This is a genomic window from Sphingomonas kyeonggiensis (assembly GCF_030812785.1).
Taxonomy (GTDB): Bacteria; Pseudomonadota; Alphaproteobacteria; order Sphingomonadales; family Sphingomonadaceae; genus Sphingomonas; species Sphingomonas kyeonggiensis_B.
Genome location: NZ_JAUSTJ010000001.1, coordinates 888,389 through 914,450 on the forward strand (window position 1 = coordinate 888,389; position 26,062 = coordinate 914,450).

Here is a 26,062-nt window from a genome sequence, read left to right on the forward strand (position 1 = left end):
AGCGGGGACCCATCTCCCAGGCGATACTCAAGCGCACCGGCGGTATTGGTCGATAGCGCACGAGATGGGTCCCCGCTTTCGCGGGGATGACGGAAGCAGGCTATCGATTCGGTTGAGCGGCTAAACCTGACCCGCAGCCTCCAGGATCAGATGCGCAATCTCATGCGGGTGCGAGAGCATCGAGACATGGCTCGACTTGAGCTCGATCGTCGTCGCGCCCATCCGCTTGGCCATGAAGCGCTCGAGATCTGGATTGATCGTCCGGTCCTCGGTCGAGACGGCGTACCAGCTAGGCTTGCTGCGCCAGGCGGCCTGGGTGGTGCGGCCGGTGAGCAGCGGCTTGTGAAAGGGCTGCTGCACCGCGAACAGCGCCCGCGCCTTGCGAAGCGGCAGGTCCCCGGCGAAGTCGCGCAGAAAGGCGGCCTCGCCGAGCCGGCCCTCGTCGCCGTCATAGACGATGCCCGCGGTTGCCGGCGGTGTCGGGTATTTCGCGGCGAGCGCGGCGTAATCCTCGCCCGCATCGGGCGCGCGGGCGGCGACATAGACCAGCGACGACACATTCGGGTGCATGCCCGCCTCGGTGACGATCATGCCCGAGAAGCTGTGGCCGACGAGCACGGTCGGCCCGTCCTGCCGGTTCAGCACGCGCGTGGCCTCGGCCACCGCGTCGGGGAGGGTGGTGAGCGGGTTCTGCACCGCGGTGACGTTGAGGCCGCGGTCCTGGAGCAAAGGAATCACTTCGGACCAGCAGGAGCCGTCGGCGAACAGGCCGTGGACGAGGACGATGTTGCGCGCCTTCACCGCCGCCTTGGGACGGGCAAGCGCGGGGGCGGCGAGCGAGACGGCGAGCGAGGCGAGGGCGGCACGGGAAAAGCCGCGGCGGTCGAGCGAAAGCTGGGACATGGGGGCGCAACTCCGTCGGAGGGCGGGACGCCGCCGATATGCACCCGGCCTGCGCCTCACCCAATCATCCAAAGGTTTGGCGGGCCGCAACCCGGCTTGCACAGCGTGCATTCACGCGACGGAGAAGATATATTGCAAACGATTCTCAATAGTATTAGGGCCCGCGCAACGCCGCCGGGAGCGCGGCGACCCATCCGCTCGAAAGGGGTCCACTTTGACGTTCAGGCTTTCTCTCTCGCTGGGGGCCGCGCTCTGCGCCCTCGCCACCCCTGCCTTCGCCCAGACGGAGGAAGCGCAGAAGCCGGCCGAGGGAGAAGAGATCGTCGTCAGCGGCCGCTATACGATCCCCGACAAGATCGACACCGCGACCGGCCTGGGCCTGACGGTGCGCGAGACGCCGCAATCGGTGAGCATCGTCACCGCCCAGCGCATCCTCGACCAGAATCTGATCAGCGTCGCCGACGTGATCAACAATGGCGTCGGCGTGTCGGTCAACGAAGTCGATGACGTCCGCAACACCTTCTATGCGCGCGGCTTCGAGATCCGGAACACCCAGGTCGACGGCGTGCCCGCGGCCTGGACGCTGGCCGGCGGCAATGGCGAGACCAGCATCGACGTGTCGATCTACGAGCGCGTCGAGATCGTGCGCGGCGCGACCGGCCTGCTCTCGGGCGCCGGCGATCCCTCGGCCTCGGTCAACCTCGTGCGCAAGCATGCCGATGCCAGGGAATGGGGCGGTTACGTCAATGCCAGCGCCGGCAGCTGGGACACCTATCGCGTCTCCGCCGATGTCGGCGGTGCGCTCGACGCCAATGGCCGCATCCGCGTCCGCGCGGTCGGCCGCTACGAGAATGGCAAGAACTTCACCGACCTGCTGCACACGAAGAAGTATGTGCTCTACGGCGTGGTCGATGCCGATGTGACCGACAGCACGCTGGTCCGCGCCGGCATCAGCTACCAGGACACCAAACCCAGGGGCGCGACCTGGGGCGCGCTGCCGACCTTCTACAGCGACGGTTCGGTCACCACCGATCTGAAGCGCTCGCAGACCACTGCGGCCGACTGGACCTATTGGAACTCCACCAACCGCAACATCTTCGCCACGGTCCGCCAGGAGATAGGCGACCGCTGGAGCGTCACCGCCAACTACAACCAGCTGCGCAACACCGGCGATACCCAGCTGCTCTACCTGTACGGCACCGCCGACCGGGCGACCGGCACGATCGCGAGCAGCAATCCCTACAAGTCGAAGGGCGTGAGCACGCAGGATAGCTTCGACGGGCAGATCAAGGGCAGCGTCAAGCTGTTCGGCCGCGATCACGAAGTCGTGCTCGGCGCGCTGCACAGCGTGCTCAACCGCCACACCGACAATTTCGTGGCGCCCTATACCGAGAACAACCCCGCCTGGGGCGCCGGGCTGAATTCCTGGGCGACCAACGTGCCCGTCCTTGGCCGCGAGGGCGCGGCCTTTCCCGAGCCGGTGTTCGGCACCACGGCGGTGCGCAACGAGCAGGAGCGGATCGAGCAGACCGGCTATTATGGCGCGGTGCGGCTCAACATCGCCGATCCGCTCAAGATCATCGCCGGCGGCCGCCTCGCCAGCTGGCACCAGCGCGGCTTCGCGTGGAGCGGCTCGAGCGATTACGGCAAGAGCGACGAGTTCATCCCCTATGTCGGCGCGCTGCTCGACATCACCTCGAACCACCGGCTCTACGCGAGCTACACCAGGATCTTCCAGCCGCAGAACCTGCGCACCCGCACCCTCGACCTGATCGCGCCGCTCGACGGCAAGGCCTATGAGGTCGGCCTGAAGAGCGCCCTTTTCGGCGAAGCGCTGCAGACCTCGGTCGCCCTGTTCCGCATCGAGCAGGACAATGTCGGCCAGCCCGACATCATGGTCACCCCGCCGGGCGGCGGCCTGCCGCAACAGACTTATGTCGCCGCGCAGGGGGTGACGAGCGAAGGCTTCGAGATCGAGGCGACCGGCAAGCCGCTGCCCGGCTGGAACATCAATTTCGGCTATAGCCAGTTCAAGGCCGAGGACCGCGACGGCGTTGCCGCCAATACCGAGCAGCCGCGGCGCCTGCTCAAGCTGTTCACCACCTATACGGTCGATCGCCTGACCTTCGGCGGCGGCGTCAATTATCGCAGCGAGGCCTTCACCATCGCGCCCAACCCGGTCACCAATGCGCCGTTCCGCTTCGAGCAGGGCGGCTTCGCGCTGGTGAGCCTGATGGCGCGCTATGCGCTGAGCGAGAAGATCTCGGTCCAGGCCAATGTCGAGAACCTGCTCGACAAGACCTATTACAGCCAGATGGGCACGTTCAGCCAGTATCGCTACGGCGCGCCGCGCAACTTCACGGTCAGCGCCAGCTACCGCTTCTGAAAAGGGGGCAGGGAGGTGCGGCATGCGCCTCCCTCGTCCCAAGCCAGGGAGAGTGACGAATGAAGACGCTTCTGCTTGCCGCCGCCGCGATGCTGATCGCCGCCCCGGTTGCCGCGCACGAGATCTGGGTGGAGCATGACGGCAAGGGCCCGGCACGCATCTATCTGGGCGAGCCGAACGAGGCGGTGCCGGCCAATGGCGATCCGGAGTTCCCCAAGCTGCAAAGGCCGCAGCTGGTCGGCACGACCGCCACGCTGACCCGCCGCGCGAACCATATCGAGGCGGCGGTGCCGGCTACCGGCGACGTGCGCGTGCGCGACGATGCGGTGTTCGAGCCCTGGCAGTCGGGCGACGCCAAGCAGGGCGCGATCTTCTATGCCCGGGCCGGCCGCAGCGAGACGAGCCACAAGCTCGACCTCGAGCTGGTGCCGGTGGCGGCGAACAGCGACAAGTTCACCCTGCTCTTCCGCGGCAAGCCGCTGGCCGATGCCAAGGTCACGGTGATCACGCCCGATCGCTGGCAAAAGGCGTTCACCACCGACGCCCAGGGCCGCATCGATGCGCCGCAGCTCGGCAAGGGCCGCTACCTGCTCAGCGCCTCGCACACCGAAACCGCCCCGGCGAAGCTCGGCGGGCAGGACGTGGCGAGCGTGACGCACATCTCGACGCTCACCTTCGTGCGCTGACCCGCAACGGGATGCGTGCACGGCGTGGCCGTGCGTACGCATCCCATGTTGCCACGCAGCAGGGATTGCCCCATCAGTCGCCGCGGATAGCTGGGGACGAAGCTTGGCGAGCAGCGCCGCACCTCTGTTCGACGCGGGAACGATCGCCGACCGGTGGATCGCCGAGTATCGCGCGTCCGCGCCTGCCGACGACATGCTCTCGGGCGATCCGGCCTGGGCCGCGGTGTTCGAGGAGCTGGCGGGACTTGCCGGCGAGAATCTCGAGGCCGCACGCGAGCGCGCGCATCGCCATGCCGAGGACATCGGAACCGGCTTCCGCATCGCCGGCGAAGGCGAGGAGCGCCCCTGGCCGCTCTCGCCGATCCCGCTGCTGATCCCGCAGGCCGAGTGGAACGCCATCGCCGCCGGCATTGCCCAGCGCGCCGAGGTGATGGAGCAGGTGCTCGCCGACCTGTACGGCCCCGGCAAGCTGGTCGCCGATGGGCATGTGCCCGCCGCGCTCGTCACCGGCAGTCCCTTCTTCCTGCGCCCGCTTGCCAATTCGGTGCCGCCGGGCGGCTATCATCTTCAGGCGCTGGCGATCGACCTGTGCCGCGGGCCGAACGGCGAATGGCGGGTGCTCGCCGATCATCTGCGCGCGCCCGCCGGGGCCGGCTATGCGCTCGAGAACCGGCTGGCGATGGCGCAGACGCTCGACGGCCTCCAGACCCGGCTCAACATCGCCCGGCATGCGCCCTTCTTCGCCGCCTTCCGCGAGGGCCTGGCCGCGCGCTGCCGCCGGGCCGAGCCACGCATCGCGCTGCTCACCCCCGGCCGGCTCAACCCGAGTTATGCCGAGCAGGCGCATCTCGCCCGCTATCTTGGCTGGCTGCTGGTCGAGGGCGCCGATCTCGCGGTGCTCGACGACAAGCTCTATGTCCGCACCATCGCCGGCCTGAAGCGCGTCGATGCGCTGTGGCGCCGGCTCGATCCGCGCCTGCTCGATCCGCTGGCGCTCGACAGCCATTCGACGATCGGCGTGCCGGGGCTGGTCGATGCGATGGTCGCGGGCAATGTCGTCATCGCCAATGCGCCAGGCGCCGGGCTGCTCGAGGCGCCAGCCTTTGCCGCTTTCCTCCCTCGGCTCGCCGAGCTGCTGACCGGAGAGGCGCTCAGCTTGCCCAATATCGCCACCTGGTGGTGCGGCCAGGACGATGCAAAGGCCCATGTCGAGGCCGATCTCGATCGCCTGCTGGTCAAGTCCGCCTTTGGCGTCCCGCCGCTCGGCCTGCCCGGGGCCAAGGCCGTGCTCGGCGCGGCGCTGCAGGGCGAGGCGCGCGCCGCGCTGCTCGCCGACATGGCGCGGCGGCCCCAGGATTATGTCGGGCAGGAGATCGTCCATCTCTCGACCATGCCGGTGGTCACCGAGGACCGGCTCGCCGCGCGCCCCTTCACCCTGCGCGTGTTCGCGGCGCGCGGCAGCGATGGCGCCTGGACCGTGCTGCCCGGCGGATTCGCCCGGATCGGCGAGCATGCCGATGCCCGCGCTGCGGTGATGGGCGAGGGGATGTGGTCGGCCGATGTCTGCGTCCACGGCCCCGATCCGGTCGAGCCGGTGTCGCTGCTGCCCGCGGGCGATTCGACCCAGCTGCGGCGCAATCCGGGGACTTTGCCCAGCCGGGTGGCCGACAACATGTTCTGGCTCGGCCGCTATCTGGAGCGCGGCGAGGCGCAGCTCGGGGTGATCCGGGTGCTGCTCGGCAATTCGATCAGCGCGGATACCGGCGCGGCGCTCGCCGCCGATACCGTCCGCCGGCTCGTCGACATCCTCGTCGCCAACCAGGCCGCGCCGGCGCCGGGCGCGATCCGGCGCGCCGACCTGACCCATCTCGCCCGCGCCGCGCTCGAGGATGTGGAGCAGGGCTGGAACAGCGTCGCCGCGATCAACGCCCAGGCGCGGCTGATCGGCCAGGTCTCGCGCGACCGGCTGGCTGCCGACATGGTCCGCCTGCTCGACGCGCCCTTCCCGGCGCGCGGCACGCTGCTCGACAAGGCCGGCTCGCTGCAGCGGCGCTATTCGGCGCTGGCCGGGCTCGCCGCCGAGCATATGGGGCGAACCGATGCGTGGCGCTTCCACGACATGGGCCGGCGGGTCGAGCGCGCGCTGGCGACGCTCCGCTTCCTGCGCGCCTTCGGCCGCGTCGATGCGACCAGCGACGATCTCGGCACCCTGCTCGACCTGGCGGACAGCCAGATCAGTTATCGCCAGCGCTATCTGACCGGCATCGGCCGGGTGCCGGTGCTCGATCTGGTCACGCTCGATCCGGGCAATCCGCGCGGCATCGCCTATCAGGTCGGGGCAATATCGGGCCATCTCAACAAGCTGCCGGTGCTGTCCGACGACGGGCTCGCCGAGCCGCAGCAGGAGCAGGCGCGCGAGCTGGCGGCGATCCTGGTGACCGGGCAGGCGGTGCGGATCGACGACACCATGCTTGCCGGGCTGGAGCTGCGCCTCGGCCTGCTCTCCGATGCGATCGCGCGGCGCTATTTCCTGCAGGGTGCCGAGCCGCTGCGCGCCGCCGGGCTCGTCCTCGCCTGATGCTCTACCGCATCCGCCACGTGACCCGGTTCGACTATGCGCAGCCGGCCGCGTTCGCGCGCTGCAATCTGCGCCTCAAGCCGATCTTCTGGTCGGGGCAGGACGTGCTCGACTATGCCCTGTCGGTCGAGCCGGGCGGGCGGATCTTCCCGGCCCGCGCCGAGGCCGGGCTCGCCAATGTCGTGCGGCTGGTGCTGGAGGTGCCGACCAGCACGCTGACGATCGAGAGCAGCGCGCGCATCCGGGTCGAGCGGCCGATCCCGGTGCCTTCTGCCTCCGATCCGACGGTCGCCGGGATCGCGCGGCTGTCGCGCGAGAGCCGCGACATGTCGCCGGCCGGTCCCGCCGCCTATCTCTTTCCCTCGCCGCAGATCCCGCTCGACGGCGCGATCGCCGAATGGTGCGCGCCGGACCTGGCGCCGGACCGCGGTGTGCTGGAGGCTGCCTACGCGCTGGCCACCCGCATTCAGCGCGAATTCGATTTCGATCCCAGCGCCACTTTGGTCGACACGCCGCCGCGCGCCGCCTTCGACAAGCGCCGGGGGGTCTGCCAGGATTTCGCGCAGATCATGATCTCGGGCCTGCGCGCCGCCGGCCTGCCCGCCGCCTATGTCTCGGGCTATCTGCGCACCCTGCCGCCGCCGGGCCAGCCCCGGCTGGTCGGCGCCGACGCGACGCATGCCTGGGTACTGGTCTGGGCGGGTCCCGATCTCGGCTGGGTCGGGGTCGATCCGACCAACGGCATCTGGATGGCGGAGGACCATGTCGTGATGGCGATCGGCCGCGACTATGCCGAAATCGCGCCGATCGACGGCATCGTGCTCGGCTCGGGCGCGCAGGACATGCATGTGTCGGTCGATGTCGAGCCGCTCGACGCGGAATAGGAAATAAAACATCTCTCTCGCGTAACAAGATTGCGCTGTGCGGCGATGGATGCCGCTCCAGGCGCGTACTTCGTGTACTTTGGGCGCGTGACGGCACTCGGCGACATTCGCTGCGCGCCCTTGCGTTAGCGGCCCGACACGCCGAAATACGGCGCGTCCAAAGGGGTTTTGATGGCTGCTGATCCTTATTCCGTCCTGAATGTCGCGCGCGGTGCGAGCGAGGCCGATATCAAGAAGGCCTATCGCAAGCTCGCCAAGGAGCTGCATCCCGACCGCAACAAGGACAATCCCAAGGCGGCGGAGAAGTTCAGCCAGGTCACCCAGGCCTATGACCTGCTGACCGACAAGGACAAGCGCGCCCGCTTCGATCGCGGCGAGATCGATGGCGAGGGCAACCCGACCAACCCGTTCGGCGGCTTCAGCCCCGGCGGGATGGGCGGCATGGGCGGCGGCCAGGGCGGCTTCCGCGCCGATTTCGGCGGCGGCGGCGAGGCCGGCGGCTTCGGCGACATCTTCGAGGGGCTGTTCGGTGGCATGGGCGGCCGGCGCGCTGCCGGCGGTGGCGGCGGCTTCTCGGGCGGCTTCGGCGATTTCGGCCGGCGTAGCTCGGCCAAGGGCGCCAATGTACCCTATCGGCTGGCGGTGAGCTTCGAGGATGCCGCGAGGCTGGCGCCGCAGCGGGTCACCCTGCGCGACGGCAAGACGATCGACCTCAAGCTGCCCGCCGGGGTCGAGACCGGCACCCAGATGCGCCTGGCCGGCAAGGGCGAGGAAGGGCCGGGCGGCCCCGGCGATGCGATCGTGACGATCGAGATCCAGCCGCACCGCTTCTTCGAGCGCAGCGGCGACGATATCCGGCTCGAGCTGCCGGTCACGCTGTCGGAGGCCGTGCTGGGCGCCGAGGTGCGCGTGCCGACGCCCGACGGCGCGGTGATGCTCAAGGTCCCCAAAGGCTCGAGCTCGGGCAAGACGCTGCGCCTCAAGGGCCGCGGCTTCCACCACAAGGGGGCGGGGCGCGGCGATCTGCTCGTCACGCTGATGGTCGAGCTCCCGGTAAATGACGATGCGCTGATCGAGTTTGCCCAGGGCTGGACCGACAAGGGGAACCCGCGTGGCCGCATGGGCGTCTAACGCCTTGTGACGACAGGGGAAGATACGGGCGCCGCTGAAGCGAAGCCGGGGCTTGGATCCCGCGTCCTCGGCCTGCTCGCCCGGATTGGTCTCGGTCCCAGATTCTGGACGGTGGTCAAGCGGGTGGTGATCGGCACGTTCAACGACGGCTTCACCTATGCCGGCAACCTCGCCTATCTCAGCCTGGTCACGCTCTTCCCCTTCTTCATCGTCGCCGCCGCGATCGCCCAGCTGTTCGGGCGCAGCTCGGAGGGGGTGCACACGCTCGAGGCGTTCCTCCACACCGTGCCGCCCGACGTCGCGACCTTGCTGCGCAAGCCGGTGCAGGACGTGCTGATGGCGCGGACCGGCAACCTGCTGTGGTTCGGCGCGATCGTCGGGCTGTGGACCGTCGCCGGCTTCATCGAGACGATCCGTGGCATCCTGCGCCAGGCGTACGGCGTCCAGTCGAGCACGCCCTTCTGGCGCTACCGGCTGGGGGCGATCGGGATGATCATCGCCTCGGTGATCATCACCATGGCGGCGTTCAGCTTCCAGGTGATCCTGACCGCGGTCGAGCAGTTCCTCTACAATATCTTCCCCTGGGCGTCAGAAGCGCAGCGCATCGTCTCGCTCAGCAAGATCGCGCCGGCGGTGGCGCTGTTCGGCGCGCTCTACATCCTGTTCTACTCGCTGACGCCCAGCCGCTACCGCAAGAGCAAATGCCCGAAATGGCCCGGCGCGCTGTTCACTGCGGTGTGGTGGCTGCTGGTTACCGCCCTGTTGCCCAAAATCCTCGGTACGCTGGGAAATTACGATCTGACCTATGGAAGCCTTGCAGGCGTGATGATCGCGCTGATCTTCTTCTTCCTCGTCGGGCTCGGTCTGGTAGTCGGCGCCGAGTTGAATGCGGCTCTGGCGGAAACGCCCGAAACGAGTCTAGAGGAACCGCGGAAGAATGGAGAATAGCGCGTCGTGACCGGATTGATGCAGGGCAAGCGTGGGCTGATCATGGGCCTCGCCAATGACAAGAGCCTCGCCTGGGGCATCGCGAAGAAGCTCGCCGAACAGGGCGCCGAGCTGGCATTCAGCTATCAGGGCGACGCGCTACTCAAGCGCGTGAAGCCGCTCGCCGAGCAGCTCGGCTCGGACACGCTGATCGATTGCGACGTGGCCGACATGGACGCGCTCGATGCGGCGTTCGACACGCTCAAGGCGAAGTGGCCGACGATCGACTTCATCGTCCACGCGATCGGCTTCTCCGACAAGTCGCAGCTGCGCGGGAAATTCTACGACACCACGCTCGACAATTTCCTGACGACGATGAACATCTCGGCCTACAGCCTCGTCGCGGTGGCCAAGCGGGCGCGCGAGATGATGCCGGAGGGCGGCTCGATCCTGACGCTGACCTATTACGGCGCCGAGAAGGTGATCCCGCACTATAACGTGATGGGCGTCGCCAAGGCCGCGCTCGAGACCAGCGTGAAGTATCTCGCGGTCGACATGGGCCCGGAGAATATCCGCGTGAACGCGATCTCGGCCGGCCCGATCCAGACGCTGGCGGCGCGCGGCATCGGCGACTTCAACTATATCCTCAAGTGGAACGAGCTGAACTCGCCGCTCCGCCGTACCGTGACGATCGAGGATGTCGGCGGCGCCGGCCTCTACATGCTCTCGGATCTGTCGTCGGGCGTGACCGGTGAGATCCATCATGTCGATTCGGGCTATAACGTGATCGGGATGAAGGCCGAGGACGCACCGGACATCGCGCTCTCTTGAGTATCGTGGTGCGCCCCGCGACCGGCGGGGATGTGGCGGCGATCGATGCATTGCTCCGCCGCGCCTTCCCGGCCGAGGACGAGGCGCGGCTGGTCCAGCGGCTGTGCATCGACGGCGACATGGTGCTGACGCTGGTTGCGGACGACGAGGAGACCGGCGCGCTTGCCGGGATGGTCGCGTTCAGCCGGATGGAGGTGGAGATCGCCGGCAAGGCCATTGCCGCGGTCGCGCTGGCGCCGCTCGCGGTGGACAAGGCCTGGCGCCAGCAAGGCGTCGGCGAGGCTTTGGTCCAGGCCGGGATCGCCCAGCTGGGCGCGGCGGGTGCGATGCTGTGCTTCGTGCTCGGCGAGCCCGGCTATTACGAGCGCTTCGGCTTCGCGGCGGAATGGGCGCAGGGATTTGCCTCGCCCTATGCCGGTGAGTATCTGATGGCGCTGCCGCTGCAGGGCGGCGCCATGCCGTGCGGGGTGCGCGGCGCCGCGACGCACGCACCGGCGTTCGCGCAACTGGGCAGGGTCGAGTGAGCTTCAACACCTTCGGACGCGTCTTCCGCTTCACCACCTGGGGCGAGAGCCATGGCCCGGCGCTAGGCGCCGTGGTCGATGGCTGCCCACCGGGACTGAGCCTGTCCGAGGGAGACATCCAGCCCTTGCTCGACAAGCGCCGCCCGGGCCAGTCGCGCTTCACCACCCAGCGCCAGGAGCCGGACCAGGTCCGCATCCTCTCGGGCGTGTTCGAAGGGCGCACGACCGGCACGCCGATCGCGCTCCACATCGACAATGTCGACCAGCGCTCCAAGGATTATTCGGAAGTCGCCAAGGCCTATCGCCCCGGCCATGCCGATTATGCCTATGACGCCAAATACGGCTTCCGCGACTATCGCGGCGGCGGACGCAGCTCGGCGCGCGAGACCGCGGCGCGGGTGGCGGCGGGTGCCGTCGCGCGGCTGGTCATCCCCGAAGTCACGATCCTCGCCTGGGTCGAGGCGATCGGCGGCGACGCGATCGACTATGCCAATTTCGACGCGAACGAGATCGGCAACAACCCGTTCTTCTGTCCCGATGCCGAAGCGGCGAAGCGCTGGGAGGCGCTGGTCGATGGTGCGCGCAAGTCGGGCTCGTCGCTCGGCGCGGTGGTCGCCTGCGAGGCGACCGGCGTGCCCGCGGGCTGGGGCGCGCCGCTCTATGCCAAGCTCGACAGCGAGCTGGCCGCCGCCTGCATGTCGGTCAACGCCGTGAAGGGCGTCGAGATCGGCGACGGCTTCGCCGCGGCGGCGCTGACCGGCGAGCAGAATGCCGATGCGATGCGCCCGGGCAATGACGGCAAGCCGCACTTCCTCGCCAACCATGCCGGCGGCATCGCCGGCGGCATCTCGACCGGCCAGCCGGTGCGGGTACGGGTGGCGTTCAAGCCGACCAGCTCGATCCTGACCCCGGTCGAGACCGTCACGCGCGAAGGCGAGGCGACCGAGATTCTGACCAAGGGCCGCCACGATCCGTGCGTCGGCATCCGCGGCATGCCGGTGGTCGAGGCGATGGTCGCGCTCGTCCTGGCCGACCAGAAGCTGCTTCATCGCGCCCAGATCGGCTGATTCGTTTTCCGGAGGCCGGGCTCTCCGGCCCAGGCAAATAGCCGGTCGCACCCCACGGTGCGGCCGGTTTTAACATGCGCGCCGGTTTCGACCCGTCCCTTGACGGGCTCACCTCGTTGCTCAGCCGTGTGCCGGGCAGGGTTGGCTGAAATGTCTGGAAACAATCCAGACATGTGTAACCGCTCGAAGGGTTGTCGGCAAAAACCGAAGGAGGATTGCCCTGTTATGTTGCTCAAAACCCTGATCGGCGCCGCGGCGCTGCTGGCCGCCCCCGCGGCTTTCGCCCAGACCACTACGCCCTCGGACCCGTCGGCCAACCCGCCGACGGAAACCACCGCTCCTGCGCCGGCTCCCGACCCCAGCGCCAATCCGGCGCCTGCGCCGGATACCAGCACGGCCACGCCCGCGCCCGATCCGGCTTCCCCCAGCCAGGATCCTGCGGCTTCGTCCGAAGACAAGCGTGATGCCAAGAAGGAAGGCAAGAAGAAGCCCCACTAGGGCTCCCGACGCAGGGGATGCGCTACCCGCCCTGGCCGGACGGGTAGCGCATTGCCGCGTTCTCAGTCCGCGAAGGGATCGCGGACCAGAATCGTGTCCTCGCGCTCGGGGCTGGTCGAGACCAGCGCCACCGGGCAGCGGATCAGTTCCTCGACCCGGCGGATATACTTGATCGCGGCGGCCGGCAGCTCGGCCCAGCTGCGCGCACCGGCGGTGGTCTCCTGCCAGCCCGGCATCGTCTCATAGACCGCTTCGACCGCAGCCTGATCGGCGGCGTTCGAGGGATAATAGTCGATCTCCTCGCCGTGCAGCCTGTAGCCGGTGCACACCTGGATTTCGTCGAACCCGTCGAGCACGTCGAGCTTGGTCAGCGCGATGCCGGTGATGCCCGAGACGGCGGCCGACTGGCGCAGCAGCACCGCGTCGAGCCAGCCGCAGCGGCGCTTGCGCCCGGTGACGGTGCCGAATTCATGGCCGCGCGTGCCGAGCCGCTCGCCCACTTCATTGTCCTGCTCGCTCGGGAACGGGCCCGAGCCGACGCGGGTGGTATAGGCCTTGGCGATGCCCAGCACGAAGCCGACCGCGCCCGGGCCGATGCCCGAACCGGCCGAGGCGGTGCCCGCCACGGTGTTCGACGAGGTGACGAACGGATAGGTGCCGTGATCGATGTCGAGCAGCACGCCCTGCGCGCCTTCGAACAGGATGCGGCGGCCGCGTTCGCGCGCGGCATTGAGCGCGCGCCACACCGGCTGGGCGAAGGGCAGGACGAAGCCGGCGATCTCGCGCAGCTCGGCGAGCAGTGCCTCGCGGTCGATCGGCGGCTGGTCGAAGCCGGCGCGCAGCGCGTCGTGATGCGCGGTCAGGCGATCGAGCTGCGGACCGAGCTCGTCAAGATGGGCGAGGTCACACACGCGGATAGCGCGGCGGCCGACCTTGTCCTCATAGGCCGGACCGATGCCGCGGCGGGTGGTGCCGATCTTGCCGGCGCCGCTGGCATCCTCGCGCAGCGCGTCGAGATCGCGGTGGAAGGGGAGGATCAGCGGGCAATTGTCCGCGATCATCAGCTTGTCGGGCGTGATCTCGACGCCCTGGCCGCGCAGCTTCTCTACCTCGGCCTTGAGGTGCCAGGGATCGAGCACCACGCCGTTGCCGATCACGCTCGGCGTGCCGCGAACGATGCCCGAGGGAAGCAGCGAGAGCTTGTAGACATTCTCGCCGACGACGAGCGTGTGGCCGGCATTGTGGCCGCCCTGGAAACGCACGACCATGTCGGCCCGCTCGGCGAGCCAGTCGACGATCTTGCCCTTGCCTTCGTCACCCCATTGGGCGCCGATAACCGCTACATTTGCCATGGATACACGTCTCCGCCTGCCGGGGCGGGCCACAAGCCGCCCTTCGACAGGACTCGGCGGCTGGGCTTTACGGAGGCCGGGGCGCAAGGCGCCGAAGCCGCGGCGCGCATGGCGTGTGTGGACGATTCGGTCAAGTCGATTTGCCGTGATCGGAGGGCTTTTCCCCCGGCGAAGGCCGGGGCCCAGACTAGGCGTGCGCGTCACAGACGCGCCAAGGCGCGTGACTTTCAAGGACTGGGCCCCGGCCTTCGCCGGGAAAGAAGGTGGCCGCTTAGGCGTCCAATGCCGCCCGCACCGCAGCCGCCAGCCGGTCGAGATCGAACGGCTTGGCGAGGATCGTCTCGCCCGCGACGCGCGCCGTTTCCGGGGCATAGCCGCTGGTCAGCAGCACCTTGAGGCCGGGCATCCTTGCCCGCGCCCGCTCGGCCAGCTCGCGCCCGGTCATCTCGGGCATCACCACGTCGCTGAACAGCAGCGAGACCGGCGGGCCGGCCTCGATCAGCCGCAGCGCCTCGGGCCCGTCGCGCGCGCCGATCACTTCGTAACCGAGCTCGCGCAGCGCCTCGATCGAGTAGTTGCGTACCCGCTCCTCGTCCTCGACCACCAGCACCGTCTCGCCGCTGCGGGCGCCCATCGGCACGGCGATCGGGGCCTCGGCGCGGGGTGCCGGCGCGGTGCCGGCATCGGCGGGCAGATAGAGCCGCACGGTGGTGCCCTGGCCCGGCTCGGTGTCGATCCCCACCGCGCCGCCCGACTGGCGGATGAAGCCGAATACTTGGCTGAGCCCGAGCCCGGTGCCCTTGCCCACCCCCTTGGTGGTGAAGAAGGGATCGAAGGCGCGGGCGGCCACTTCCGGCGTCATGCCGGTGCCGGTATCGACCACGGCGATCTCGACATAGTCGCCCGGCTGCAGCTCGAGCTCGGCCGCTTCCTCCGCCTCGAACCGGGCATTGGCGGTGGCGAGCACCAGCTTGCCGCCATGCGGCATCGCGTCGCGGGCGTTGACCGAGAGGTTGAGGATGACGTTCTCGAGCTGGTTGGGATCGGCGCGCAGCGGCGAGACGCCGGCCGGCAGCAATGTCTCCACCGTCACGTCGTCGCCCAGCGTGCGGACGAGCAGCTCGATCATCCCGCGCACCATCTCGTTGGCGTCGATCGCCACCGGGGCGAGCGGTTGCTGGCGCGAGAAGGCGAGCAGCCGCTGGGTGAGCGCGGCGGCGCGGGTCGCCCCGTCGCGCGCGGCGGTGATGTATCGGTCGATATCGAGCCGGCCCTGCGCCACCCGCCGCTCGAGCAGGTCGAGCGCGCCGATCACCACGGCGAGCATGTTGTTGAAGTCATGCGCGATGCCGCCGGTGAGCTGGCCGACCGCCTCCATCTTGTGCGCCTGGCGCAGCCGTTCCTCGGCCGCCATCAGCTGCTCGGTCCGCTCGCGCACCGCCGCCTCCAGCGCCTCGCGCGAGCGGGCGAGCACTTCGCGGGCGTCGACAATGTCCTGGATGTCGGTGCAGGTGCCGAACCAGCGGGTGATCTCGCCCTGCTCGTTCCGCACCGGCTGGGCGCTGCCGAGCACCCAGCGATACCGGCCCGAGCGATGCTTCAGCCGATATTCGATCCGGTAGCGCGCGCCGGTTTCCAGGCTCTGGTGCCATACCGACCAGGCGCGCTCCTGGTCGTCGGGATGGAACATGCCGTTCCACGCCGCGCCGTCGGTGCTGCCGTGCGGCACGCCGGTATATTCGTACCAGCGGTCGTTGTAATAATCGTGATAACCGTCGGGCAGGGTCGACCAGACCATCTGGTCGATCGAATTGGCGATGGCGCGGAACTTGGCCTCGCTCTCGCGCAGCGCCGCCACTGCCTCGATCCGCTCGACCGCGTCCCAGGTCGTCTCCGCCACCGCCTCGATGAAGGCGACTTCCTCGGCGCTCCAGCGCCTCGGCTCGGCGCTGTTGATCGACATCACCGCGACCCATTGTCCGCCGCGCAGCAGCGGCACGCCCACTCCGGCGCCGGCGAGATGCGCGAGCCCCGGCGCCTCATGCGCGATGTCGCCCAGCACTACGGTGCGGCCGGAGCGATAGGAGCGGGCATTTTCGGCCAGCGCCTCGATCGGCAGCGTGCCTTCGAGCGGGGCGAGCCTGCCGCTGGTCCAATAGGGGCCGAAGCGCACCGCCTCGCCCTGCACCCGGTAGAAGACCACCCGGTCCAGCGCCATCTGCTCGCCAAGCGCCGCGGCGGTGAAGCGCATCACCGCATCGGCCGAATCGAGCGCGCGCTGCTGGTCGGACAGCGCACCCAGAAACGCCTGCGCCTCATTCGCCTCGCGCAGTTCTTCCGCCGTGTCGCGCGCGGCCTCCTCGGCCAGCTTGCGCTCGGTGACGTCGAAGGCGACGCCCGGGAAGCGCAGCGGCCTTCCCTCCTCGTCGAAGGTCGCGCGGCCCTGCGCGCTCACCCAGCGCAGCGTGCCGTCGCTCTGGACGAGCCGATATTCCTCGTTGAACGGCACGCGCTCGGTGAGGGTGCGGGCGATGCTCGCCTCGAGCCGGGCGCGGTCGCCGGGATGCACATTGACGAAGAAGCTCTCGATCGGCGCGCCCTTGCCGGCCAGCGCCTCGTCGACGCCGTAGAGGCGCAGGAAGCGCGCATCGGCGGTGACCTGGTCGCGCGCCACGTCCCACACCCAGGTGCCGACGCCGAGCGAGGCGTTGAGCGCGAGCTGCAGCCGCTCCTCGCTCCGCCGCAGTGCCTCCTCCGCGGTGGTGCGTTCGGTCACGTCGTTGGCGGCGACGAAGATATCGGTGGTGTTGCCGTTCGCGTCCTTGATCGGCTGGTAGACGAAATCGAGGAAGCGGGTGTCGGCCGGGCCATCGGCGCGGCGCTGGAGCAGCACGGGCACGCCGTCCGCCCGGAAGGTCTCGCCGTTGGCATAGACATTGTCGAGCAGCGCGACGAAGCCCTGCTCGACCACTTCGGGTAATGCCTCGGCCACCGTCATGCCCAGCACCGGGCGCCCGCCGATCAGCGCCAGATATTCCGAATTGGCGAATTCGAAGCGATGCTCGGGGCCGTGGAGCAGCGCCGTCGCGCCGGGCGCCTGCTCGAACAGGTCGCGCAACCGCGCCACTTCGGCCAGCCGGGCGCGCTCGGCGAAGACGTTCCGCGTGGTCTCGTTGCCCTGGTTGAGCATGCCGGCGACGCGGCCCTCCACATCACGCAGCGGCGTGAAGCTGTAGTTCCACCACGTCTCCTGGCGCCGCCCGCCCCGCTCCATCATCAGCTGCTGGTCGTAGATCGCGAAGCCGCGGCCACTTTCCAGCACCCCGACGATCTGCGGGCCGACCACGTCCCAGATGTCCGCCCACACCTCCGCGCCCGGCCGACCCAGCGCCCAGGGGTGGCGATCGGCGGGGATCGTCGCCCAGGCGTCGTTGTAGAGCAGGTAGAGTTCCGGCCCCCAATAGACCGCGGTCGGGAAGGTCGAGCCCAGCGCCACGTCGAGCGCGAATTTCAGCACGTCGGGCCAATGTTCGGGCGGGCCGAGCGGATGCGCGTGCCAGTCGAAATCGCGGATTCGCGCCGCCATCTCGCCTTCATGATCCAGAAAGCGCAGCGCAGCCCCCATGCGCCAACCGATGCGGGGCACGGCCTCCCGAGTCAACCGACGGAGTCAACTCGACTTGGCCGCCCGGACGGTTATGGATGGAGCAAAGGAGAGACTTAATGAAGCTCGCAAGCCTGAAGAGCGGCCGTGACGGCAAGCTGGTCGTCGTTTCCACCGATCTGGCCTGGTATGCCAGCGCCGACATGATCGCGCCGACGCTGCAGGCGGCGCTCGACAATTGGGACCGGGTCGAGGCCGACCTGCGCAACCTCGCCACCGATCTCGATCACGAGGTGATCCCGCGCGAGCGCTTCCACGAGCGGCTCGCCGCCGCCCCGCTGCCCCGCGCGTTCCAATGGGCGGACGGCTCGGCCTATGTGAACCATGTCGCGCTCGTCCGGCAGGCCCGCAACGCCGAGATGCCCGACAGCTTCTGGCACGATCCGCTGATGTACCAGGGCGGCAGCGACGGGTTCCTGGGACCCCGCGACGCGATCCCGCTCGCCGACGAGGCCTGGGGCTGCGACCTCGAAGGCGAAGTGGTGGTCGTCACCGGCGACGTGCCGCTGGGCGCGTCGCGCGAAGAGGCGCTCGCCGCGATCCGGCTGGTCGGCCTCACCAATGACGTGAGCCTGCGCAACCTGATCCCGGGCGAGCTCGCCAAGGGCTTCGGCTTCTTCCAGTCCAAGCCGGCCAGCGCCTTCTCGCCGGTCTTCGCCACTCCCGATTCGCTCGGCGACTGGTGGAAGGACGGCAAGCTCCACCGCAAGCTGATGGTCGATGTGAACGGCAAGCCCTTCGGCCGGGCCGAGGCGGGCATCGACATGACCTTCGACTTCGGCACTTTGGTCGCGCACGCCGCCAAGACCCGCAAGCTCGGTGCCGGCACGATCATCGGCTCGGGCACCGTCTCGAACCGCGGCGAGGATGGCGGCCCCGGCAAGCCGGTCAGCGAAGGCGGCGTCGGCTATTCCTGCATCGCCGAGATCCGCACGATCGAGACGATCCGGGGCGGCAAGCCCGAGACCCCCTTCCTCAAGGCAGGCGATACAGTGCGCATCTGGGCCGAGGACGACAGGCACCACCCGATCTTCGGGGTGATCGAGCAGACCGTCGGGGGCTGAATGACTCGGGAGGATCGGCTGTTCGAGCGCGCCCGCGCGATCATGGAGCGGCGGGCCAATGGCTTTTACATGCCGATCCTCGATCATCTCGCCCGGCGTGGCCACGCGCATGCGATGCTGGAGCTGGCCGGGCTGTTCAGCCAGGGCAACGATCCGGCGAATCTGGGCATGATGTCCCGGGCGGGAACGCCGGCATGGCTCTACCGGCGCGTGTGGCTGCGAGGTGGCCCTTATGCGAGCCTTGCCGCGCAGAATCTCGCGATGAGCCGGTTCAACATCGGGGACTTGCACGGTTACCGCCTGTGGCTGCGGCGCGCCCAGATGCTCGGCGACAATGATGCCGGTCTGGAGCTCGACCGGTTCGAGACCCGCTTGCCCTTTGGTGCCGCGAAGGCGATCGGACGTGGGCGGCCCTGGCGTCGTAGCGAGCGCTGAGCCGGTTGCGAATGGCGGCTCGCGTGCCGATCTCTGCACTATGACGGGCGAGCGCTTCTATTCCGTGTTCGAGACGGTGGCGGGCTTCGCCGCGATCGGCTGGAACGCGCGGGGCATCAACAGCTTCCGGCTGCCGGCGGGCACCGCGCATGAGGCCGAACGCGCATTGCTCCGGCGCCTGCCAGACGCCCGGCTGGCGTCGCCGCCTCCCCAGGTGCAGGCGGTGATCGACGACGCGCTGCGCTATTTCGCTGGCGCGCGCGTCGATTTCGCGCAGGTGCCCGTCGATCTGGGGCAGCAGGAACCGTTCTTCGAGCGCGTCTACACCGCCGTGCGTGCGCTCGGCTGGGGCGAGACGGCGACCTATGGCGCGATCGCGAAGCTGCTCGATGCCGGCCCCGAATTCGCCCGCGATGTCGGCCAGGCGATGGCGGCCAATCCGGTGCCGCTGATCGTCCCCTGCCACCGGGTGACCGCGGCGAACGGGAAGATTGGCGGCTTCTCGGCGCCCGGCGGTTCTCTGTCCAAGGCGCGCATGCTCGAGATCGAGGGCGTCGAGGTGCGAGACGGGATCGTCACCCGCAACCTGCCGCAGCTGGGGCTGGGGTTTTAGAGCCTTTTCAGTTCCCCGGCTTTCGCCGGGGAGCAGCTATGCTGATGCCATGCGGCTCAGAATCCAAACCCGCCTTGCCGTTCGATCAGCGGCCAGCGACCCAGCTCGACATGCCGGTGCTCGCCAGGCATCGAATGGATCAGCACGAAATCGGTCGCATCCCAGCCGATCGGCGGAATCGTCCGGGTAAAGGGCCGGCCCTTGCGGTAGAGCAAGGTGACGTGGGGATGGAACTCCCAGCCGCCGCGCAGCAGCCCGGCGCCGGCCAGCCCCGCTTGCAGCTTGCGCCCAAGCTCGGCCAGCGCATCGATCTTGCGACTGGGCCGCAGCGCGATCGTCTCGTTGCCGCCCGAGATGCGGTCGAGCGCAACGGGAACCGGCGCTGCGGAAACCTGTGCGCCGATCTCGATCAGCCGCTTCATCTCGGCATAGGGCTGGCGCGGGAAATCCTCGGTGATGCCGAGCGTGATGTGCAGCCGGTCGTTCTCGACCATACTTTCGGCGAGCCCGAGCTGGTCGCGTTGCACCCCGATCAGGTTGCGGGCGAGCGGCGAGGGGCGCAGCGCAAAGAACAGGCGGTTCCTCGGCATCAGTGGAAATCCCTTGAGCGCACCGGGATCAGGTCCGGCGCCTTGAGGCTGCGGCGCGGCGGCCAGCTGTCGGCGGGGCGCTGGCGCGGGACGAGCCGGTCGCGCGGATCGATCTCGCCGCCATGCCGCGCGCCGTCGCCCGGCATGGTCATGTCCGGCAGCTCGAGCTCACCGACCTCGCGCAGCCAGGGCGTCAGGTCGGTGATCTGCTCGGCGACGAGGTGGATCACGATCCCTTCCTTCTGCACCTTGCCCTTGATCGCCAGCATCGTGGCGGACATCACGGTGCGGCGATTGGCTTCGAAGCGATCCGCCCAGAGCACGGCATTGGCGATGCCGGTCTCGTCCTCCAGCGTGACGAATACCACGCCCTTGGCGCTGCCCGGCCGCTGGCGGACCAGGATCAGCCCGGCGACTTCGACGCGCTGCCCGTCCTTCATGTCCAGCAGGTCCGCGCACCTCGCGATCCGCCGCGCTTCCAGCCGATCGCGCAGGAAAAGGAGCGGGTGCGCACGCAGCGACAGCTGGGTGGCGCGATAATCCTCCACCACTTCGCGCCCGGCGCTGAGTGGTTGCAGCGAGACCTGCGGCTCGATCACTTCGGCCACGGTCGCGCCCTCGCGGGCATCGGCGGCGGCGAACAGGTCGAGCGGCGCCTGGCTCAGTCCCTTGATCGCCCAGAGCGCCTGGCGCCGGTTGAGCCCCAGCGCCTGAAAGGCATCGGCCCGGGCGAGCCGTTCCAGCGCGGCGGGCTTCACCCGCGAGCGGCGCCAGATGTCTTCGATCGAAGTGAAGGGGGCTTGTGCGCGTGCCCTCAGGATCGCTTCGGCATCGTCTTGGGCAAGCCCCTGCACGATCCGCATGCCGAGCCGGATCGGTTGCAGGCTCGTCCAGTCTTCTTCGGTCCCGCAGAAGCGCGCATCCTTCTCACGCGCATTCGGCCCCGCGGCCATCATCCGGGTATCCCAGTCGCTGTCGTTGATGCACACCGGTTGTGCCTCGACACCGTGGTTGCGGGCATCGCGGATCAGCTGCGCCGGCGCGTAGAAGCCCATCGGCTGGGCATTGAGCAGCGCGGTGCAGAACACGTCCGGATGATGGCATTTCATCCAGCTCGAGGCATAGGCGATCTTGGCGAAGCTGGCCGCATGGCTCTCGGGGAAGCCGTAATTGCTGAAGCCCTTGATCTGCTCGACCATCTGCGCGGCAAAGGTCTCGCTGATGCCGTTGCGGCGCATGCCTTCGATCAGCTTGGGGCCGAACTCGCCGATGTCCCCGCTCGATTTGAAGGTTGCCATTGCCCGGCGCAGCCGGTCGGCTTCGCTCGGGGTGAAGTCCGCGCCGACGATCGCCACCTGCATCGCCTGTTCCTGGAACAGCGGCACCCCCAGCGTCTTCTTCAGCACCGTCTTCAGCTTGGGTGAGGGATAGTCGACCAGGTCCGGATTCTGCCGGCGCTTGAGATAGGGGTGGACCATGTTGCCCTGGATCGGCCCCGGCCGGACGATCGCGACCTGGATCGCGATGTCGTAGAAGCAGACCGGCTTCATCCGCGGCAGCATCGACATCTGCGCACGGCTCTCGATCTGGAACACGCCCAGCGTGTCGGCCTGCTGGATCATGTCGAACGTAAGCGGGTCCTCTTCCTGCATCTTCGGCGAGGCGAGGGTGAGATAGGTCTGCTTGTGCTCGGCAAGCAGGTCGAAGGTGCGCCGCATGCAGCCGAGCATGCCGAGGCCGAGGATATCGACCTTCATGAAGCCCAGCTCCTCGATGTCGAGCTTCTCCCATTCGACCACCCGGCGGTCGATCATCGCCGCCGGCTCGACCGGGATCAGGTCGTGCAGCTTGTCGCGGGTCAGCACGAAGCCGCCGGGATGCTGGGAAAGGTGACGCGGCGTGTCGACCAGCTGGCGGGCCAGTTCGAGCGTCAGCGCCAGTCGCGGATCGCTGCGATCGAGGTTGAGCGCATCGGCATGCTTGTCATCGACGTCGTTCGACCAGCCCCAGACCTGGGACGACAGCGCCGCGGTCATGTCCTCGGGCAGCCCCATCGCCTTGCCGACTTCGCGCAGCGCGCTGCGCGAGCGGAAGCGGATCACCACCGCGGTGAGCGCGGCATGGTCCTGGCCGTAATTCTCGTAGATCCACTGGATCACTTCCTCGCGCCGTTCATGCTCGAAATCGACGTCGATGTCGGGCGGCTCCTTGCGCTCGGTCGAGATGAAGCGCTCGAACAGCAATTGGTGCTTGATCGGATCGATCGAGGTGATGCCGAGCGCGAAGCAGATCACCGAATTGGCGGCGCTACCGCGCCCCTGGCAGAGGATGTGCTGACTGAGCGCGAACTGGACGATCGAATTGACCGTCAGGAAATAGGGCGCGTACTCCATCCGCTCGACGAGTCCGAGTTCGTGCTTGAGCAGGTCCTGATGCGCCTGGGATGGCTTGCCGGCGAAGCGCTGCTTGAGTCCGTTCCAGGCGAGCGTGGCGAGGGCTTCCTGGGCGCTGCGGCCATGGATGACTTCTTCCTCGGGATATTGGTGCTTCAGCTCCCGCAGCGAGAAGGTGCAGCGTTCGGCGATCGCCTCGGAAGCGGCGAGCGCTTCGGGATAGTCGCGAAAGCGGCGCGCCATTTCCTCCGGCGACTTGAGATGCCGGTCGGCGCTGCGCTCGCGGCGGAAGCCGAGCTCGTCGATCGTGCAGCATTCGCGGATCGCGGTGACGACGTCCTGCAGCATCCGCCGGTCGGGCGTGTCGTAGAGGACGTCGCCCGTCGCCAGTGCGGTCAGCCCGAAGCGGCGGGCGGCGAGGTTGAGCTCGTGCAGCCGCATCGCGTCGCCCGGGCGGCGGTGCTGGGTCAGGCAGAGATGCCCGCGGTCGCCGAACACATCCGCCATCCATTCGAGCGCCTGGGGGTCGCCGGTATCGGCCAGCCCGGGCACCAGCGCGGCGACCATGCCCTCGGCCGCGCCGGCAAGGTCGTCCCAGTGGAGGAAGCACTGGCCCTTCTCGCCCTTCTGCGCATCGGCGCGCGACTTGCCGAGCGTGAGCAGCCGGGTGAGCCGCGACCAGGCGGCACGGTCCTCGGGCCAGACCAGCACCGAACTGCCGTCGACCAGGTCGAGCCGGCAGCCGGCGATCATCCGGATCTTCAGGCCGAGCGCGCTGATCTTCTCCGCGGCGACCAGCGCGCGCACCACGCCGCCCACCGAATTGCGATCGACGATCCCCAGCGCCGGCAGGCCGAGCAGCGCTGCCTGCTTGAACAGGTCTTCGGGCGAAGACGCGCCGCGCAGGAACGAGAAATGCGTCGTCACCTGGAGCTCGGAATAGCTCATCCGAACACCCCGTGGAGATACCAGCTGAGGTCGCCGGTCGCCGGGCGCTCGCCATCGCCGGCGCGGAACAGCCAGTAACGCCGGCCGGCCTCGTCCTCGACGCGGAAATAGTCGCGCACGCTCATCCGCTCGGCGTCGCGCTTCCACCATTCGCCCTGGATGCGCTCGGGGCCGTCGGCATGGATCACGCGGTGGGGTTGTCCGCGCCAGGTGAAGCGGCGGGGCGGCTGGTCGGGCAGCTCGGCGATGACGTGATCGAGCCGCTCGGGCCGGCGCAGCAGCCGCGCCGGGCGCGGCCAGCCGGGATGCCAGGGCGGCAGCGGCGGGTTGCGGTCGAGCTGGCGGACATCGTCGCGCTTGCCGCGCTGCGCCGGCCTAGCCGGGGGATCGAGCACCGGCGCGCGCGCCTCGGAACGCTCGGGCACGTCGCTCTCGACCGGCTGCATCCGCCACATCGCGCCGAGGCCGATCCGCGTCGCCAGCGTGTCGACCAAAGTGGCGAGGTCGGGCGCCGCTTCCTCGTCCAGCCGCTCGACCACCGGTTCGGGGCCGAGCAGACCGGCGCGGCGGACATGGAGGGTGATCGCATCGATGCCGTATCCCGGCTCGACATCTTCGATCCGCCGCTTGAGCAGGCGGAGCAGATGCGCGGGGTCGCGATTGGGCCGGGCCAGACCGATGCGGATGCGCTGCGGCACCCCGTCGATCCGCTCCGCCACGCATTCCAGTGCCTGCACCCCCAGCCCCTCGGCCTCGAGCGCGGCGGCGAGGCGTGGGGTGAGGGTGCCCAGCCAATGCTCGATGGCCTCTGCGGACGCGATTGGCTCGGCGAAACGCTGCTGCACCGCGATGCTCTCCGGCGGGATCACCGGATCGAGCGGCTCGGCGATGCGGCCCAGCGCCTGATCGAGCCGCAGCACCGTCGCCCCGCCGAAGCGGCGGGTGAGCGGCGCGCGCGGCAGCATGGAAAGCTCGCCGATCCGGTCCACGCCGAGCCGCTTGAGCAGCTCGACCGCGGCTTCGTCGATGCGCAGCGCCGGGGTGGGCAGCACGGCGAGCGCGGCGGCCTGCTCGCCCGGCGGGCAGATGCAATGGCCATGATAGCGGGCGAGCGCCCAGGCGGCGCCTGGCGTGTCGGCGATCGCGATCCGCGCGGTGAAGCCGGCGCGCGCGAGCAGGCGGACGATGCGCCGCGCCATCGCCGCCTCGCCGCCGAACAGATGCGCGGTGCCGGTGATATCGAGGAACAGCCCGTCCGTATCCGACAGTGCCACCACCGGCGACCAGCGCCGCGCGGCGAGGATCGCGAGGCGCTTCAGCGCGGCGAGATCGCCCTCGGGATCGGCCGGCCGGACATCGAGCCCGCGCACCTGCGCCCGCGCCTGGGTGACCGCCATGCCCGGCCGCAGCCCCAGCGCCTGCGCGGCAGGGCAGGCAGCGGCGATCTCGATACGGCTGCCATTGCGCAGCGAGGTGACGAGGGGGGCACCCAATTCCTCCCCCAGCTCGCTGGGGGAGGGGGACCGCGCGACGTAGTCGCGTGGTGGAGGGGCAGCGGGCGAAGCCCGCCGGCTGGCGCCGGCGGCCCCTCCACCACGCCGCTTTGCGGCGGGGTCCCCCTCCCCGAGCTGAGCTCGGGGAGGAACTGGTTCATCCACCTGCGCCCATTTCGCTCCCGGCCGCCAATGGCCCTCATGCTGGGCGGGCTTGCGAAGCGGAGCCTGGGGGGCGGGAAGGAGGCGCGGGTCAGGCCGCGCGCCGGCGCGCGCTTCCGCTCGCCACAGCCTTTCGATGGGCCATAGCGGGAGGAAGAGCGCAGCGACCCGTTGCATCGCATGCCTCCACCGTGATTTCGAATCCTTCGCCCCCCTTCTGTCGCGCCAGCTCGAGCTTCCAGCGCCCGCGCCCGACGCCCTCCACCGGCAGCTTCGTCGAGGGCGCCGAGGCCACCCGCCAGCGCGTCACCGCTGCCGAGGGAGGCGAGATCGGATCGCTGCCCTCGCGCGCGGCGCGCTTCATCAGCAGCGCGATCGTCCGGCCGCCCTCGGCCGCGAGCTGCAGCCGCCGCGTCGCGGTCATGTCCGCGCGCCTGGCCTCGCCGATCACCGCGCCCAGCCCGCGATGGCGCAGCCCTTCCTCCATCACCGCGAGCAGCTCGGCATCGTCCTTGGCCTCGGCATAGATCAGGCGCTTGGGATCGAGCCCCGACTGGGCGAGCCCCGGCGCGAACAGGTCGCGCCGCCGCACCACCCACAGCACCGGCCCCCAGGCGCGCGCCGCGATCCCGGCGAGGAACAGGGTCGCCGCGCAATCGTCCGCCATGTCGCTGGTGCCCGCCGCCACCTCATGCAGCGCGTCGAGCCTGAGCCCGCCATCGGCGAGGCGCGAATCGAGCGCCTCGATGCCGAAGGGCAGCGATGGCCGCCGGCGGAATCCGCCGGTCTCGAGACCGCGTAGCGTCTCGCGCAATTGCTTCAGGACGGCAGGATCGGCCATGCTGCTCACGACTCGGGGACAAAATCGTTCCCATTTTGTTCCATATCGGCGCAGAGTCAATTGCCATTCCGCCACGCGCGCCTAAGCTCGCC

20 protein-coding genes are annotated in these 26,062 nt (G+C 69.1%); 13 read left to right on the plus strand and 7 right to left on the minus strand.

The annotated features are described in order from the left end of the window. Nucleotides 1–120: 120 nt before the first annotated feature. Nucleotides 121–903 (minus strand): alpha/beta fold hydrolase, encoded by a 783-nt coding sequence (locus J2W22_RS04440; RefSeq protein WP_307117053.1) that lies wholly within the window; start codon nt 901–903, stop codon nt 121–123. A gap of 214 nt (nt 904–1,117) precedes the next feature. On the opposite strand from J2W22_RS04440, the gene J2W22_RS04445 reads away from it, so the two are divergent. The 10 genes from J2W22_RS04445 (at nt 1,118) to J2W22_RS04490 (ending at nt 12,415) form a co-directional block, all read left to right on the plus strand. Beyond that, nucleotides 1,118–3,289, plus strand: coding sequence for a TonB-dependent siderophore receptor (locus tag J2W22_RS04445; protein WP_373422937.1), 2,172 nt, complete (start codon nt 1,118–1,120; stop codon nt 3,287–3,289). Between the two features lie 59 nt (nt 3,290–3,348). Continuing rightward, nucleotides 3,349–3,975 carry a DUF4198 domain-containing protein gene (locus J2W22_RS04450; RefSeq protein ID WP_307117054.1) on the plus strand — a complete coding sequence of 209 codons (627 nt, stop codon included), beginning with the start codon at nt 3,349–3,351 and terminating at the stop codon, nt 3,973–3,975. 103 nt (nt 3,976–4,078) lie between these two features. Continuing rightward, a complete protein-coding gene (locus tag J2W22_RS04455; RefSeq protein ID WP_307117055.1) occupies nt 4,079–6,553 on the plus strand; it encodes a circularly permuted type 2 ATP-grasp protein in 2,475 nt (824 codons plus the stop codon). Next, nucleotides 6,553–7,437, plus strand: a complete 885-nt coding sequence (locus J2W22_RS04460; RefSeq protein WP_307117056.1) for a transglutaminase family protein — start codon at nt 6,553–6,555, stop codon at nt 7,435–7,437. The genes J2W22_RS04455 and J2W22_RS04460 overlap by 1 nt, the downstream gene beginning before the upstream one ends. A 171-nt stretch (nt 7,438–7,608) precedes the next feature. Then, nucleotides 7,609–8,568 carry a DnaJ C-terminal domain-containing protein gene (locus J2W22_RS04465; protein ID WP_307117057.1) on the plus strand — a complete coding sequence of 320 codons (960 nt, stop codon included), beginning with the start codon at nt 7,609–7,611 and terminating at the stop codon, nt 8,566–8,568. Between the two features lie 111 nt (nt 8,569–8,679). Next, nucleotides 8,680–9,516 carry a YihY/virulence factor BrkB family protein gene (locus tag J2W22_RS04470; RefSeq protein WP_373422938.1) on the plus strand — a complete coding sequence of 279 codons (837 nt, stop codon included), beginning with the start codon at nt 8,680–8,682 and terminating at the stop codon, nt 9,514–9,516. Between the two features lie 6 nt (nt 9,517–9,522). After that, nucleotides 9,523–10,326 carry an enoyl-ACP reductase FabI gene (fabI, locus tag J2W22_RS04475; RefSeq protein WP_307117058.1) on the plus strand — a complete coding sequence of 268 codons (804 nt, stop codon included), beginning with the start codon at nt 9,523–9,525 and terminating at the stop codon, nt 10,324–10,326. 8 nt (nt 10,327–10,334) lie between these two features. After that, nucleotides 10,335–10,850, plus strand: coding sequence for a GNAT family N-acetyltransferase (locus tag J2W22_RS04480; RefSeq protein WP_307117059.1), 516 nt, complete (start codon nt 10,335–10,337; stop codon nt 10,848–10,850). After that, nucleotides 10,847–11,917: a chorismate synthase gene (gene aroC / locus J2W22_RS04485; protein ID WP_307117060.1), complete on the plus strand. Its 1,071-nt coding sequence runs from the start codon at nt 10,847–10,849 to the stop codon at nt 11,915–11,917. The genes J2W22_RS04480 and aroC overlap by 4 nt, the downstream gene beginning before the upstream one ends. A gap of 225 nt (nt 11,918–12,142) precedes the next feature. Continuing rightward, a complete protein-coding gene (locus J2W22_RS04490) occupies nt 12,143–12,415 on the plus strand; it encodes a hypothetical protein (RefSeq protein WP_307117061.1) in 273 nt (90 codons plus the stop codon). 62 nt (nt 12,416–12,477) lie between these two features. Here J2W22_RS04490 and J2W22_RS04495 read toward each other — a convergent pair whose 3' ends face one another. Further along, complete coding sequence (locus tag J2W22_RS04495; protein ID WP_307117062.1) at nt 12,478–13,767, minus strand: adenylosuccinate synthase; 1,290 nt, start codon at nt 13,765–13,767, stop codon at nt 12,478–12,480. Nucleotides 13,768–14,038: 271 nt separating this feature from the next. Next, complete coding sequence (locus tag J2W22_RS04500; RefSeq protein ID WP_307117063.1) at nt 14,039–17,413, minus strand: PAS domain-containing protein; 3,375 nt, start codon at nt 17,411–17,413, stop codon at nt 14,039–14,041. A gap of 77 nt (nt 17,414–17,490) precedes the next feature. Between J2W22_RS04500 and J2W22_RS04505 the strand changes: the two genes are divergently transcribed. From J2W22_RS04505 to J2W22_RS04515, 3 genes are read left to right on the plus strand one after another with little or no spacing between them, the layout of a single operon-like run. Beyond that, nucleotides 17,491–18,495, plus strand: coding sequence for a fumarylacetoacetate hydrolase family protein (locus J2W22_RS04505; RefSeq protein WP_307117064.1), 1,005 nt, complete (start codon nt 17,491–17,493; stop codon nt 18,493–18,495). Then, entirely contained in the window at nt 18,496–18,930 is a 435-nt protein-coding gene (locus J2W22_RS04510) for a hypothetical protein (RefSeq protein ID WP_307117065.1), read from the plus strand. Next, entirely contained in the window at nt 18,899–19,543 is a 645-nt protein-coding gene (locus J2W22_RS04515) for a methylated-DNA--[protein]-cysteine S-methyltransferase (RefSeq protein WP_307117066.1), read from the plus strand. The genes J2W22_RS04510 and J2W22_RS04515 overlap by 32 nt, the downstream gene beginning before the upstream one ends. Before the next feature lie 56 nt (nt 19,544–19,599). On the opposite strand, the gene J2W22_RS04520 is transcribed toward J2W22_RS04515, so the two are convergent. From J2W22_RS04520 to J2W22_RS04535, 4 genes are all read right to left on the minus strand, one after another. After that, a complete protein-coding gene (locus J2W22_RS04520) occupies nt 19,600–20,133 on the minus strand; it encodes a 2'-5' RNA ligase family protein (protein WP_307117067.1) in 534 nt (177 codons plus the stop codon). Further along, nucleotides 20,133–23,474 carry an error-prone DNA polymerase gene (locus J2W22_RS04525; RefSeq protein WP_307117068.1) on the minus strand — a complete coding sequence of 1,114 codons (3,342 nt, stop codon included), beginning with the start codon at nt 23,472–23,474 and terminating at the stop codon, nt 20,133–20,135. Before J2W22_RS04525 ends, J2W22_RS04520 begins: the two co-directional genes overlap by 1 nt. Continuing rightward, nucleotides 23,471–24,967 carry a DUF6504 family protein gene (locus J2W22_RS04530; RefSeq protein WP_307117069.1) on the minus strand — a complete coding sequence of 499 codons (1,497 nt, stop codon included), beginning with the start codon at nt 24,965–24,967 and terminating at the stop codon, nt 23,471–23,473. Before J2W22_RS04530 ends, J2W22_RS04525 begins: the two co-directional genes overlap by 4 nt. A 253-nt stretch (nt 24,968–25,220) precedes the next feature. Next, entirely contained in the window at nt 25,221–25,970 is a 750-nt protein-coding gene (locus J2W22_RS04535; protein ID WP_307117070.1) for an ImuA family protein, read from the minus strand. Between the last annotated feature and the right edge of the window lie 92 nt (nt 25,971–26,062).